Raw genomic sequence first — 14,041 nt, 5'->3', positions numbered from 1 at the left:
TCTATGATTTACATTGCTCCAACACTTGTTCAGCCCTTTCTTTTCCCCATCCTGGATAAAATGGTGTTTCGGACTTAAAGGTAGCAAAAAGTTCCAAAGCCCTTTCTACATCTTTACAGTAAGGCGCGGTGTCTTGCCCAAAATATCTTGCACTTCCCATATCCCATTCTGCCTTGGAAAATACTACACGTGGGTTTTCTGGGGCAATTGCAAAGGCCTGTTGGTAAAGCTGTACATTTTTGCCGGACAAGGTCATTCCGTAAGTTGCACCATCATATGCAATCCAAGCGGTATTTATCATAGCTTCCTGTACCAACAACTCTGGATTTTCTGGTGATATCGCCTTGGCCAAATCTAAAAATTCCTTGGCCTTTTCCAGTTGTTTTGATAGTTTTTCGAAATCCTTTTCCCCAAAGGAATTAATCGTATTTATCTGTGCCACATAATAATGAGGTAACCAATTGTCCTGTTCTGCCATTGCAATACGCTCAAAAAGATTGGAGGCCTCCATTGGCTTCTGATCTTCCCAAAGTCCAAAAGCTTTTTCCATCCCTTTGGAATATTGATCCTGTGCACTGATAACACCAATAAATAATAAGACTAAAATTTTTGCCAATGTTTGCATAACTGTTCGTTTTTTGATTATTGTTTTAGCAATATTGCACTTTGCAATAACGTTTAAACAGAAAGAATTACCGAACTGTAGTTTTTTGGGGATGGATTGTTTTGTACTATGAACAAAAAACCCAGCAACCTTAAATCGGTTGCCGGGCTTGCACTGCGCTACTAAACAATATTACTGAATACTGTAATCTTTATAAATGGCTTTTTCAAATTCCTTCCAATGGGCCTCTGTCATTCTATCTGGAGTAAAGAGGCATATTCCCTCGGCGCCATTCTCCATTGATGCTCTAATGGCATCTCCTATTTCCTCTGGTAAGAGACCATGGTTTTCTGGATCTTTTTCAATTCCTTTCTTTTCAGGGTTTGGGCAAATAAACAATCCACTGTACACTGGTACTCCATTTTTTGCGGCGGCAACTTCTTCCTTTGTCATTTCACCTACCCATTCTGGCCCTTCAAGGTAAAAATCATTGTAATTCATTGGGTACACCGCATCCAGATTCCATTTGCCCCAATCTTGTCTTACCAATTTTTTTGAAATGGTAGGACCCGGAAAAACAGCTGCATTTATTTTTTTATTCTTGGAATGTGTCACATCAGATAAACGATTTACCATTGTAGTAATTAGATCATATCTAAACTGTTTCCATTCCTCAACTTGGGATGGATCTTCTACTTCTTTAATATCAATTCCCGATTTTGCTTTAAAATCTGAAGTACATTCATCACAATAGCAATAATCAAATTGGGGGTGTTCTTTATCCATAACCAGTCCATACTTATCCCATAGACCACGAGCTAGTATAACATCTGGAAAACGGATATAATCCAAGTGTATACCGTCTACCTCTTCTAACTCAGCAATACTTCCATATAGGTTGGATAAAAAATCATAAACTCCTTCTTTACTTGGGCAAAGAAATGTATAGTGGGGAACATAGGCCGGTTTTTCCAATGCAGATTCTCCAAGGCCGTTAACCGCATACCATTCTTCCTTTATCTTGGGGGTTTTACCTTGCACCATTGTTGGAATCCAAGTATGAAACTCCATCCCGGATGCTTTTACCAATTTCCCGACCCTTTTATAGGTTTCTGGGTCATGGCCACCGTTATACATTAATCCATCCACTCCCTTTTCTTTAAGATCGGAAAATTGAGATGCTAATTGTTCATCTGTAGCATCACCCGGACCTCCTATCCATGCATATACAGGAATTTTATTTTTTTGGTTGCATGCTGTCAAAGAGAAAATGACCGCTATTAGTATTAGAAATTTATTCATTCTGATCATTTTTTGTGTTATTGGATTTGAATTTAGTTAATCTTTTTTAGCTAGCATTCCATTCTTAGCTAAACGACATTTCAGCTCATATGAACGCCTAATCTCCAATACCAATGCTATTTAGCCTGCAATATTTGCAACAAGAATTTAGTATCAAAAGCAACTCCCAAATTTTTCTTTTCACGTAGATGCAACCCTTTCTTTTTTGAAATGTCATTAGATGGAACAAGTCATAGAATGATTTGATGCTAATTCATAAATCAAAAAACAAAAACAAATGAAGAAAAAAAAGCAAAGGTACAGGCCAATCCGGTTATTGATCGGTTTGTGTCTTTTATTGGGCTCTACCTTGAGTCATGCACAAAGTAATTTTACCATTAGCGGAAACGTAACGGACAAAATGAACGGGGAAACCCTTTTTGGAACCTCCATATTCCTTAAGGGAACTACCATTGGTGCCATAACCAATGAATATGGGTTTTACTCCATAAGTGCCCCAAAGGGTTCTTATACTTTGGTCTTTTCGCATATGGGATACCAGGAAATAACAATGGAAGTTGTTTTGGACAAAAATCAAAAAATTGATATTGAAGTACAGGAATCTTCAACACAACTTGATGAAGTAGAAGTTACAGCAGAAGAACCGGAACGTGCAATTTTAAGAAAGCCCGAAATGAGCGTTTCTAAATTGAACATAAAAACGGTTAAGCAGATGCCCGTTGTTTTGGGAGAGGTAGATGTTATAAAGTCCCTGCAAATATTACCCGGGGTCACCAACAATGGTGAAGGATCAAGTGGCTTTCATGTGCGAGGTGGTGCCGTAGATCAAAACCTTGTTTTACTCGATGAAGCCATTATATACAACACATCACACATGCTGGGTTTCTTTTCTGTTTTTAATGCGGATGCGGTAAAGGACCTAAAACTCTACAAAGGAGGCATCCCAGCTAAGTTTGGAGGTCGTGTTTCGTCTGTATTGGACGTGAGGCAAAAAGACGGTAACAGTAAAAACTTTGCATTAACCGGTGGTGTTGGTGTAATATCCAGCAGGCTGGCTGCTGAAGGCCCAATGTTCAATAACAAAGGTTCATTCTTAGTTGCAGGCAGAGGGTCTTACGCACATTTGCTTTTAAAACTGGCAGGTGAAAAAAACAGTGTTAGTTTTTACGACCTTAACCTTAAAACCAACTACAGCCTTAACAAAAACAATAAGTTATATCTTTCCGGATATTTTGGGCGTGATGTTTTTGACTTTGATGGGTCTTTTAGCAGCAGTTATGGAAATGCTTCGGGTAACTTAAGGTGGAATCATATTTTCAATGATAGATTATTTTCCAACCTCTCTTTAATTTATAGTAAGTATGATTATGAATTGGGAATTGATGACTTTGATTTTGATTGGATTTCATCCATCAAGAACTACAATGCCAAATACGATTTAAAATATTATTTCAGTGATGCCTTTAAATTGGATTTTGGAATCAGTACTATAAAGTATGAGTTTGATCCTGGGCAAATAAAACCCACTGGGCCAGATTCTGCCATTAATGAACTACAGTTAGACAAAAAAAGAGCACTTGAAAGTGCTGCATACATTAATGCAGAACATAAACTTACAGATAGGCTTACGGCTCAATACGGAATTAGGTTCAGTCATTTTAACAGAATGGGAGGTCAGCCCTTATCTGAATATGCCAATGACCAACCTCTGGTTTATAACAATACCTTACAGTTTTACCAGAGAACAGATCCTATTGGCGAGACTACTTTCAAGAAAAGTGAGAGCATCAAAAAATTTAGCAATTTTGAACCAAGATTGGCTTTGGCGTATCAACTCAATGATTATTCCTCCGTTAAATTAGGATACTCAAGAGCTGCACAATACATTCATCTTTTGTCAAATACATCTTCTGTTACTCCGCTCGATGTTTGGACACCCAGTGGAAAATACATAAAACCTCAGCTGTCCGACCAATATGCGCTTGGCTACTTTAGAAACTTTAAGGATAAAATGTATTCCTTAGAAACAGAAGTATACTATAAAACTGTAGACAATCGTATTGATTATATAGATGGTTCAGATTTAATTGGAAACAATACCATTGAAACTGAAATCTTAAATGGTGAGTCCAGAGCATACGGTCTAGAAATATTACTACGTAAAAATGAAGGCCCTTTTACCGGTTGGATTTCTTATACGCTTTCTAAATCTGAACAAAGAACATTTGGAGGAAATGCTGGAGGGCCAGGAATCAATAATGGAGATTGGTACAACACTCCTTTTGACAGAACTCATGATATCTCCGTAACTGGAGCATATCAATTAAATGATAAATGGAGTTTTGGAACAAATGCCATTTTCCAAACTGGTAGACCTGTGACCTACCCTAACGGACAATATCAGTATGAAGGCATATCCATTGCTAGTTATTCTGAACGTAATGCTGATAGACTTCCTGCTTATTATCGTTTAGATGTTTCCGCAACTTACAAACCCAATAGAAGACCAGACAAAAAGTGGAAAGGCGAATGGGTATTTGGAATCTATAATGTTTTGAATAGAAAGAATGCTGCCTCAATCTCATTTGGCCAAAACTTTGAAACAGGGGCCAATGAGGCCACGCGTACTGCCATTTTTGGAATTGTTCCTTCAGTAACTTATAATTTTAAATTTTAAAACGATGAAACTATATCATAAAATCCTATTCATTTTTCTAGTAGTGATAAGCGCATCATGTACAGATGTTGTTGATGTTGATGTTCCAGAAGGCCCTATAAGACTCACCATTGAAGCATCTCTCGATTGGGAAAAAGGGACAACAGGTAACGAGCAGACTATCTTACTCAGTACTTCTACCCCATTTTTTGAAAATCAACAAAACAATGGAGTTACTGGAGCAACAGTGAGGGTAACAAACACCAATGATAACACAGAATTTGTTTTTGAGGATCAGAATAATGGTAGATATACTACATCTTCGTTCATTCCTGTTATTGGCAATACCTACTCCCTGGAAGTTATATATGAGAACGAAAGATATACCGCTACCGAAACTTTACTTCCGGTTACTGATATTTCATCCATTACACAATCCAAAGACCAAGGTGAAGACGATGAAGTTCTTGAAGTAAACGTTTCGTTCGTAGATCCGGAAGACGAAGAAAACTATTATTTTTTGCGTTTTCAAGGTCGTGTGGATTTATTACCTGAGCTTTTTTACATAAAAGATGAGTTCATTAATGGGAACGAGGCTGATTTTTATTACGAAAAGATAGAAAATGAAGAAGATAACATTGTAGAATTTAAACCAGGAGATATTGTTGATATTGTCTTTTTAAGCGCTTCAGAAGATTATTACAACTATCTACAACTTTTAATAGAACAGTTTGAAGGAGCTGGAGATCCATTTAGCCCAACACCTGTGGCTTTGGTTGGAAATTGTATAAATGAGGATAATCCCGATAATGTTCCATATGGCTATTTTAGGGTTACAGAAACCGTTAAAAGCAGTTATACGTTTGAGTAGTTTTTGTTTTAGGTTGGTTGGTCCCAAAGTCTTTTTTAGGCTTTGGGATTTTTTTTGTGCCTGCAATGTTCGTTGGCTTTTAAAAAACCAGTATTAACTGTAACATTTACTATCACCGATTGTCTTTTGGATAGTTTATAAACAAAATACTACCCAAATGCAACTAACCAAAACCGCATTCTGCATGCTACAATTGTCAGCAATCATATTCTTTACAGGATGTATTGATAACAAAAAAACAAAAGTAGCTCAAGCTCCCCCAGAGGTTAAAACTGAGTTTCCCATAGGTAGTTTTTACGAGAACAATATTGATTCCCTCTTTATTAAAAAAATGGAAGATTCCATTAAAACGGGGGTTTATCCTAACATCCATAGTGTTCTAATCCTCAAAAATAAGAAGCTGGTTTACGAAAACTACTTTAAGGGCAAAGATGAACTATGGGGAGATGACCTAGGGGTAATAGATCATCACAAAGATAGTCTTCACGATGTAAGAAGCATTTCAAAAAGTATAGTTGCAGCTTGTATTGGTATCGCTTTAAAACAAGGAAAAATAGACAGCTTAACACAAAGTGTTTTTGACTTTTATCCAGAATTTAAGCAATATGATACAGGTTTACGTTCTCAAATTACTATTGAAACCTTGCTGACCATGACTACTGGAATGGAGTGGAACGAAAATGTACCCTATACTGATCCAACCAACAGTGAAATTCTTATGACTTCTAGCGATGATCCCATAGAATTTGTACTTAGTAGACCAATAATAAATGTTCCTGGGGAAGTATGGGAATACAATGGAGGTACTACACAGCTACTAGCTTCCATAATTGAAAGGACAAGTGGATTGAACGTTCATGAATTTGCAAAAAAACATTTGTTTTCTGCATTGGACATTAAAAACTCTGAGTGGACCAATTTTCCAAGTATTAATCTACCCGCAGCGGCATCTGGCCTTAGACTGACCTCAAGAGATTTAATGAAATTTGGAATGCTCTATGCCAACGGAGGTCAATGGAATGGAAAACAGATGTTATCCAAAGATTGGGTGCAGAAATCTAAACAGCCACATATTTGGTTTGGGCGAAACAACAATGTAGGGTATGGGTATCAATTTTGGATATTTAAGGGCAGTACTATCCATGAAAGTCAAAATCATTTAATTCCAGCTGCTGTAGGCAATGGCGGCCAACGAATATACATAGACGAAAAAAATGATTTGATGATTGTAATTACCGCTGGCAACTACAATAATTGGACATTAAAAAAGGATTCAGAAGCACTGCTAGTAGATTTTATATACCCCGCAATAGTTCAACAATAAAAATGACTTAGAGTACCATCAAGAAATAAAATACGTTTGCACTCGAAAGAAAAACAAACTGAACATGGTGTGTTTTTATTAACATATTCCATTTAACCCTGCGTTTAACCATTTCATTACCAGTTTTTTACTATATTAGAAAACTGAGATATTCACTATTTACCTCCCCCACTCACTTCTCAGCTTGTTCCCCTTTTAAGTAGACCCTTACTTGCATTTGTGCAGATTGACTCATGATGTTTGAAATTAGGCAAGTTATACAGTGCTCATTACGAATAGCTCATTCAACTTAATATCTACCAATAAATCTCAAACATTATGAAAAAAGTATTTCTAGCATTATTTATGATTCCACTATTGGTTTCAGCACAAGAGAGTCAAGTAACAATTGAATTTGAAAATGGCGATAGTGCCACAGCATTAATTCAAGATTATGTAAAGGCATTGCAAAATGCCGATGTAAATGCGATGAACTCAAAATTGGCAGAAAATGTCATGATATATGGTTTAGGTGGCGGGCAGGATTCGCTTAACCTTAAGCAACATGGCGACTATTATACAGAGAGTATTTCCAACTATAAACACTCTATAAGTCGAGACCTTTATTTACCTGTTAAGGTGACAAACAATTGGAATGAAGGAGAATGGGTGCTGGCATGGGGCTTAAATACAATCACCAATAAAGAGAGTAGTATTGAAATCCCTGTTCCTTATCATACTGCGAGTCAGGTAGTGAATGGAAAAATAACTAGGATATTCTATTATTATGATATGCTAAACATAATGGAGTCACAAGGTTTTAAATTGACTCAGGAAGAATGAAAAACAAACCCAAAGCTTAATATTTCTCAAAAATCAATACTTTATAAGGTTGAGATTAATCATCTTGACCTTATCTCCATATTCTATACAATGCATTTAAAAAAATCACTGGTCATTGCCATAATTCTTACAGTAATCAGCATATCTGTATGGGAATTGTATTGGCGGTCACAAGGATTCTCTGAGTCCATTGATGATAATGATGCCCTTTGGGCACAAGAACGCTCTAAAGTTGACAATCTGTCCAAAGAAGATGTTGTTCTTATCGGCTCTTCTAGGGTGCACTTTGATATCCAATTGGATGTATGGAAAAAAATGGTTGGAAAAAAGCCGATACAATTATCATCCGGAGGCTGTTCTCCTTTGCCGTTTTTCCATGATATTGTTAACACCTCTCCTTTCAATGGTACAATTGTATTAGGCGTAACTCCCGGATTGTTTTTTTCAACCACTTACCCTGAGGCCCCACCTTGGGCTTGGCCCCAAGCTAGGGTAGATTACTTTCATAACAGGACCTATGCGCAACGTATAAATCACAAACTATCAATTCCTCTTCAAAGTTCTCTAGCCTTTATAAGTGAAGTTGAAGGCGCTGATGGCATCAATCTAAAAGAACTGTTGGGCAAGGTGAATATTGGCAACCGAGTTTTTGATCCAATGCCTCCATTTCACTCTTTTGAAAATATACGCCTTGATAGAAATGTAAGGATGAAAAAACGCATGGAAACTGACACAGCTTTTGCAAATACCGTAAGAAAAGTGTGGCAGTTTTTTATGTCGGGTGAAGGACCACCTCCAGATAAAGAATCAACTATTACTTTTTTTCTTGAAGATTTAAAAAAATTTAAAGAAAAAGGCGGTAGTGTAATCCTGTTGCGCTGTCCATCAATTGGCTACCTAAGGGACTTTGAAAATAAGATTACACCAAGAAACGAATTTTGGGACGAATTGGTTGAAAAAGCAAATGCTAAAGCCTATCACTTTGAAGACTACCCTCAATTTCAAGGATTTCACCTACCCGAATGGTCTCATCTATCCGCAAAAGATGCCGATTATTTTACCTTAGAGCTCATAAAAGTCATGAAATCTGACAGTATATTTAAATAAAAAATGACAAACATGAATCTAAAGCAATCATTTTTGGTAGCAGTTTTACTTGGTTTGATGGGGCTAGTTGCGTGGGAAATGTATTGGCGTTCCAAACCAGATTATTACAGGGCAAACTTGGAAGACGACAGATATTTATGGGCAGAACATAGGGCAAAAGTAGAATCTGCTACTGAGAAAGATATTGTTATAATCGGTTCTTCCAGAACAGGATTTGATTTTAACACCCATGTCTGGGAAGAAACCCAAGGCATTAAACCAATAAATCTCTCCACAAATGGTAAACCTCCACTGGTCTTTTTTGAAGATATTGTTGAAAATACCGATTTCAACGGAACTCTTATTCTAGGGATTACCCCTCTTTTGTGTTTCTCACCTGGAGTGGAGCAAAGAAATTTAGAAGCCAAAATGTGGATTGATCACTATTATGATCAAACCTATGCCCAAAAATTGGGCTTTTGGGTTTCAAAACCTTTAGAGCGTCATCTGGTGATGTTGACATCATCAGAGTTGAAGTTCTATAATGATCTGGATTTAAAAGCGCTGGTGAATACCATATCGATAGGTGAAAGGGTTCCACCTGCTCCTAAATTCCTGAATTTTGGGTACAATGATGAAGATAGAAATTTAATTATGTTCTCTTCAATGGTCAGCAATCCTGAGTTTGCCAAAAAAGTACAAAATGCTTGGAATTCCTTCTTACCCCATATTCCAGATTATGAGATTATTAAAGACGTGATCCCTCCAATTCTTAAAAAATATGAGGTAGCAGCAAAAAAATTCAAGTCAAGAGGAGGTAAAATAATCCTTGTTAGACATAAGGCTGAAGATAACTGGAACAAGCACACAAAAAGAATACTGCCCAAAACTATGGTATGGGACAAATTTGTAGAACAAATGGATTGCCCAGCTTATCATTTTGAAGATTACGATTTTATGTCCAAATACACCTTGCCAGATTGGTCACATATGAATGCTGAAGATGCAAAAACATATTCTAAAGACCTAGTAAACAAACTATTAAAAGATAACCATTTACAAAAAACCAATTAAACATGTTATTTAACTCACTAGGATTTGTCGTCTTTTTGACCATAGTACTGGCTTTATATTATGTTCCCTTATTAAACTGGACCCAAAAGAAATTAATGCTTTTGTTGGCGAGCTACATCTTTTATGGTTTATGGAATCCACCTTTGATTTTGCTCTTGTGGATTTCAACCATGGTTGACTGGACAGCTGGAAATAAATTGGCCAAAGAAGAACGGCCAAATATTAGAAAACTGTGGTTGTTATTGAGTATGGTGGTCAATTTAGGATTTTTAGCATTTTTTAAATACGGTGATTTCCTGTTAGAGAACTTTGTCATTCTTTCAAATACTATTGGCTGGGATTTTAAAGCCCAACCTATGGATATTATCCTACCCATGGGGATTTCATTTTATACTTTTCAAACCATGTCTTACACCATAGACATATACAAACGTAGGATAGAACCCGCCAAGACATTTTTGGACTTTGCATTGTATGTAACTTTCTTTCCGCAACTGGTGGCCGGACCAATTGTTAGGGCAAAAGATTTAATCAGTCAGTTTTATGAAGCCAAAAAGGCAACGGCCAAGCAGTTTATTTGGGGGCTATTTCTGCTCACTATCGGTTTATTTCAAAAAGTGGTTTTGGCAGACACCTTATTATCCAGCACATCGGATACCGTTTTTGGTTCAAAACAAATTCTAAACTTCTGGGATGCTTGGACTGGAACCCTTGCCTTTTCTGGGCAAATTTTCTTTGATTTTGCTGGCTATTCCACTTGTGCTATTGGTATTGCTCTAATGCTCGGCATCATTCTTCCAGATAATTTTATGTACCCCTATGCTTCTGTCGGGTTTAGAGACCTATGGAAACGTTGGCATATTTCGCTCTCCTCTTGGTTGCGTGATTATCTCTATATTCCTCTCGGCGGTAACCGCTTTGGCTTAACAAGAATGTACGTTGCGCTAATGTTGACAATGTTGTTGGGAGGGCTTTGGCATGGAGCTGCATGGACCTTTGTAATTTGGGGAGCGCTGCATGGCACCTATCTCATTATGGAACGACTTCTTAAAAAGGTATTTATCATTAAAATAAATGCTTGGAGTGGAATCCTATTCGCCTTATTGACCTATACCTTGGTCAATTTTACCTGGGTGTTTTTTAGAGCGAGGGAATTTTTAACGGCTAAAAATATGATTACCTCTATGCTTTTTATGAATGATGAAGGAGTCAAGATATTGGGGACCTTTGATATTTTAAAAGTATTCACTATAGCAATGGTACTATTCATATGTCACTGGTTAATGCGAAATACCAACATGAAAGAGGTAGCCCAAAAAACACCACCTTGGCTGTTGGGAGTGTGTTGGGCAGCAATGTTTTTCCTAATCTGTATTGCGCAAGGCAGTGGAGAACAATTCATTTATTTTCAGTTCTAGCAACGAACAAACTTCAATAATTGGGTTTTAAGTGAAGCCTAAAAAAGTAGTTCGCAAAGAATTCCATCATTGATTTAATATGTATCTTAACTGCTCTTAAAATTTCTTAAATCAATCACTTTGAAAACAACTTTAAAAGGTATTATAGTCCTCTTGTTTCTAGGACAAATTGCGTTTGGTCAAACCAAATCCAATCTTGAACTTATCGACATTTTTAACATGGAATATGTTTCTGACCCGCAAATCTCTCCGGATGGAAACAAAATTATCTATGTCCGAAACTTTAAAGATGTCATGACTGATAGGAATCTTTCCAATCTTTGGATGGTCAATTTTGATGGTTCCAACAATCGCCCTTTGACCACGGGAAACCAAAATGATTTCTCCCCCAGGTGGTCTCATGACGGAAAAAAAATAGTTTTTATGTCCAATGGTGAGGATAGTAAAATGAAACTATATCTTATGTGGATGGATACCAAGGAGACTGCTCCATTGACCAATACCCCAAAAGCTCCAGGACAGATTTCATGGTCCCATGATGACAGGTACGTAGCCTTCAATATGTTTGTGCCCAAAAAAGAAGAGTCTATAATAAAAATGCCGGCAAAACCTGAAGGTGCTAAGTGGAACAAACCTCCAACTTATATTAACAAACTAAATTACCGTGGAGATGGTCAAGGCTATATTAAAGGAGGAAACATGCAGCTCTTTACACTACCAATAACTGGAGGTACACCAAAACAATTGACAAATACAGCCTATGACCACGGCAAACCAATTTGGTCAAAAGATGGAAGCAAACTATATTTTTCGGCTAATTTTAATCCTGATGAAGCCTTTGAACCGAACAATAGTGAAATATATGAGTTGAATTTGGCAAACAACAAGGTTACAGCGCTTACCGATAGATATGGCCCGGACCAATCACCTACACTATCTCCAGATGGAACTAAAATTGCCTATACAGGACTTGATGACAAATTGCAAGGATATCAACTAAATAAACTTTATGTTATGGATGTTTCTGGAGGTAATTCCAAGCAAGTATCCAATGGTTTTGATAGAAACATTGGCAACATTCAATGGGCAAAAGACGGAAAAGGGCTGTATTTTCAATATGATGATAAAGGGGATACCAAAATTGGTCATATGACTCTTTCTGGTTCTATTACTACCAAAGTTGAAGGTTTGGGAGGATTATCCCTAGGTAGACCATATAACGCAGCCACATATACTGTTTCCAATTCAGATAAATTGGCTTATACCTTAGGCAACACCCAACATCCTGCTGATTTAGGGGTCTACGACAAAAAGAGTTCTAAAAGAGTAACTTTTGTCAATGATGATTTGTTCTCATTTAAAAATCTAGGGGATGTAGAAGAAATCTGGTGGGAGTCATCTTATGATCAAAGAAAAATTCAAGGTTGGGTCGTAACACCACCAAATTTTGACCCGTCTAAAAAATATCCCTTTATTCTAGAGATTCATGGAGGCCCTTTTGCCAGTTATGGTTCTGTGTACTCCGCGGAAATCCAAGCCTATGCAGCGGCAGGTTATGTAGTGCTATACTGTAATCCACGAGGGAGTACAAGCTATGGGGAGGAATTTGGCAACTTGATTCATCATGATTATCCTAACCACGACTATGAAGATTTAATGTCCGGTGTAGATGCAGTAATTAAAAAAGGCTCAATAGATGATAAAAATCTTTTTGTTACCGGTGGTAGCGGCGGTGGCGTGTTAACAGCATGGATTGTTGGTAAAACAGACCGATTTAAAGCAGCTGTAGTGGCTAAACCAGTAATTAACTGGACAAGCTTTGTTCTTTATGCAGATGGTGCTGCCTTTTTCTCTAAGTATTGGTTTGGCAAAAAGCCTTGGGAAGATCCGGAGAACTATTTTAGACGTTCTCCCTTATCCTATGTGGCCAATGTAACAACGCCGACCATGTTGCTTACTGGAGAAGAAGATTATAGAACTCCAATTGCCGAGTCAGAACAATTTTATACGGCCTTAAAACTTGAAGGTGTGGAAACTGCAATGGTTCGTATCCCTGGCGCTTCTCACGGTATTGCAAATAAACCAAGCAATCTTATTGCAAAGATTGCTGGTATTTTGGCTTGGTTTGAAAAATATAAAAAACCTGAATAACTAAATAAACAGTTTCCAAACAAATCCAAAGTCACTTTTTTTTGAGTCTTGTTGTATAACTTCATTCCAATGCACGAAGAACAAAATGTTTTCTAAAACTAAATTCCCAAAATGTACATTCCCCATTATTATAAAAACGAAAACTTAGCGGAAATCAAAGATTTTTTGGTTCATAACAGCTTTGGTATTTTAATAAACCAAGTTGATGGGAAACCTTGGGCCTCCCATATTCCTTTAGAACTAGACAAAGGCAACAATGGAAAAGATATTCTGGTAGGGCATATTGCAAAGGCTAACCCTCAAGGAAAAGCTTTTGATACTAGTGCGGAAGTCCTATGTATTTTTAACGGCCCTCATGCTTATGTATCCTCTTCTTGGTATAAAGAAGAAGAAGTGCCTACCTGGAATTATATAGCCGTGCATGTGTATGGCAAATTGAAAATTCTTAATGAAGAAGAGACCATGATATCTCTTCACAAACTGGTAGATAAATATGAAAAGGGCTCGAAAAACCCTATTTCTCTTCATGATATGTCTCCCAAAACACTAAGACAGGTTAAAGGAATAATAGGTTTTCAGATTGAGATCAATGACATTCAAGCCGCATATAAACTTTCTCAAACACGGGTTGAAGATCACCCTAAAATCACTTCGGAACTTTCAGAGCGGCAGGACCCAGCTAGCCAAGCCATCGCCCAAAAGATGAAGAATTCCGGTAAAAACTAAGAATTTA

General features: G+C 37.2%; 11 protein-coding genes. 9 read left to right on the top strand and 2 right to left on the bottom strand.

Annotated features, from left to right (window positions below):
* Nucleotide 1: 1 nt before the first annotated feature.
* The gene (locus LV704_RS15600) at nt 2–625 is read right to left on the bottom strand and encodes a hypothetical protein (RefSeq protein ID WP_163422830.1); all 624 of its coding nucleotides are present in this window, start codon (nt 623–625) and stop codon (nt 2–4) included.
* Between the two features lie 171 nt (nt 626–796).
* Nucleotides 797–1,906, bottom strand: a complete 1,110-nt coding sequence (locus LV704_RS15595) for a hypothetical protein (RefSeq protein WP_163422831.1) — start codon at nt 1,904–1,906, stop codon at nt 797–799.
* Nucleotides 1,907–2,183: 277 nt separating this feature from the next.
* On the opposite strand from LV704_RS15595, the gene LV704_RS15590 reads away from it, so the two are divergent.
* The 9 genes from LV704_RS15590 to LV704_RS15550 all read left to right on the top strand — a co-directional run bounded on the left by LV704_RS15590 (nt 2,184) and on the right by LV704_RS15550 (nt 14,034).
* Entirely contained in the window at nt 2,184–4,583 is a 2,400-nt protein-coding gene (locus tag LV704_RS15590) for a TonB-dependent receptor (protein WP_163422832.1), read from the top strand.
* A 4-nt stretch (nt 4,584–4,587) separates the two neighbouring features.
* Nucleotides 4,588–5,433, top strand: a complete 846-nt coding sequence (locus tag LV704_RS15585) for a DUF4249 domain-containing protein (RefSeq protein WP_163422833.1) — start codon at nt 4,588–4,590, stop codon at nt 5,431–5,433.
* 157 nt (nt 5,434–5,590) lie between these two features.
* On the top strand, nt 5,591–6,757 hold the full coding sequence (locus tag LV704_RS15580; protein WP_163422834.1) for a serine hydrolase: 1,167 nt from the start codon (nt 5,591–5,593) through the stop codon (nt 6,755–6,757).
* Between the two features lie 318 nt (nt 6,758–7,075).
* The gene (locus LV704_RS15575; RefSeq protein WP_163422835.1) at nt 7,076–7,579 is read left to right on the top strand and encodes a nuclear transport factor 2 family protein; all 504 of its coding nucleotides are present in this window, start codon (nt 7,076–7,078) and stop codon (nt 7,577–7,579) included.
* A gap of 90 nt (nt 7,580–7,669) precedes the next feature.
* Nucleotides 7,670–8,686, top strand: coding sequence for an aminoacyltransferase (locus tag LV704_RS15570; protein WP_163422836.1), 1,017 nt, complete (start codon nt 7,670–7,672; stop codon nt 8,684–8,686).
* A 12-nt stretch (nt 8,687–8,698) separates the two neighbouring features.
* Nucleotides 8,699–9,739: a hypothetical protein gene (locus LV704_RS15565; RefSeq protein ID WP_163422837.1), complete on the top strand. Its 1,041-nt coding sequence runs from the start codon at nt 8,699–8,701 to the stop codon at nt 9,737–9,739.
* Between the two features lie 2 nt (nt 9,740–9,741).
* Entirely contained in the window at nt 9,742–11,157 is a 1,416-nt protein-coding gene (locus tag LV704_RS15560; protein ID WP_163422838.1) for an MBOAT family protein, read from the top strand.
* A gap of 120 nt (nt 11,158–11,277) precedes the next feature.
* Entirely contained in the window at nt 11,278–13,308 is a 2,031-nt protein-coding gene (locus tag LV704_RS15555; RefSeq protein ID WP_233782065.1) for a S9 family peptidase, read from the top strand.
* 111 nt (nt 13,309–13,419) lie between these two features.
* Complete coding sequence (locus LV704_RS15550) at nt 13,420–14,034, top strand: FMN-binding negative transcriptional regulator (protein ID WP_163422839.1); 615 nt, start codon at nt 13,420–13,422, stop codon at nt 14,032–14,034.
* Nucleotides 14,035–14,041: the final 7 nt, after the last annotated feature.

Source organism: Flagellimonas sp. CMM7 (genome assembly GCF_021390195.1).
GTDB lineage: Bacteria > Bacteroidota > Bacteroidia > Flavobacteriales > Flavobacteriaceae > Flagellimonas.
Note: the sequence above shows the minus strand (reverse complement) of the source record. Positions and strands in the feature narration are given on the sequence as shown.

Bases quoted from the DNA above. Each gene is read 5' to 3' on its own strand.
- LV704_RS15585 (WP_163422833.1), top strand. From the start codon at position 4,588: ATGAAACTATATCATAAAATCCTATTCATTTTTCTAGTAGTGATAAGC.
- LV704_RS15600 (WP_163422830.1), bottom strand. From the start codon at position 625: ATGCAAACATTGGCAAAAATTTTAGTCTTATTATTTATTGGTGTTATC.
- LV704_RS15595 (WP_163422831.1), bottom strand. From the start codon at position 1,906: ATGAATAAATTTCTAATACTAATAGCGGTCATTTTCTCTTTGACAGCA.
- LV704_RS15580 (WP_163422834.1), top strand. From the start codon at position 5,591: ATGCAACTAACCAAAACCGCATTCTGCATGCTACAATTGTCAGCAATC.
- LV704_RS15590 (WP_163422832.1), top strand. From the start codon at position 2,184: ATGAAGAAAAAAAAGCAAAGGTACAGGCCAATCCGGTTATTGATCGGT.
- LV704_RS15560 (WP_163422838.1), top strand. From the start codon at position 9,742: ATGTTATTTAACTCACTAGGATTTGTCGTCTTTTTGACCATAGTACTG.
- LV704_RS15550 (WP_163422839.1), top strand. From the start codon at position 13,420: ATGTACATTCCCCATTATTATAAAAACGAAAACTTAGCGGAAATCAAA.
- LV704_RS15575 (WP_163422835.1), top strand. From the start codon at position 7,076: ATGAAAAAAGTATTTCTAGCATTATTTATGATTCCACTATTGGTTTCA.
- LV704_RS15565 (WP_163422837.1), top strand. From the start codon at position 8,699: ATGAATCTAAAGCAATCATTTTTGGTAGCAGTTTTACTTGGTTTGATG.
- LV704_RS15570 (WP_163422836.1), top strand. From the start codon at position 7,670: ATGCATTTAAAAAAATCACTGGTCATTGCCATAATTCTTACAGTAATC.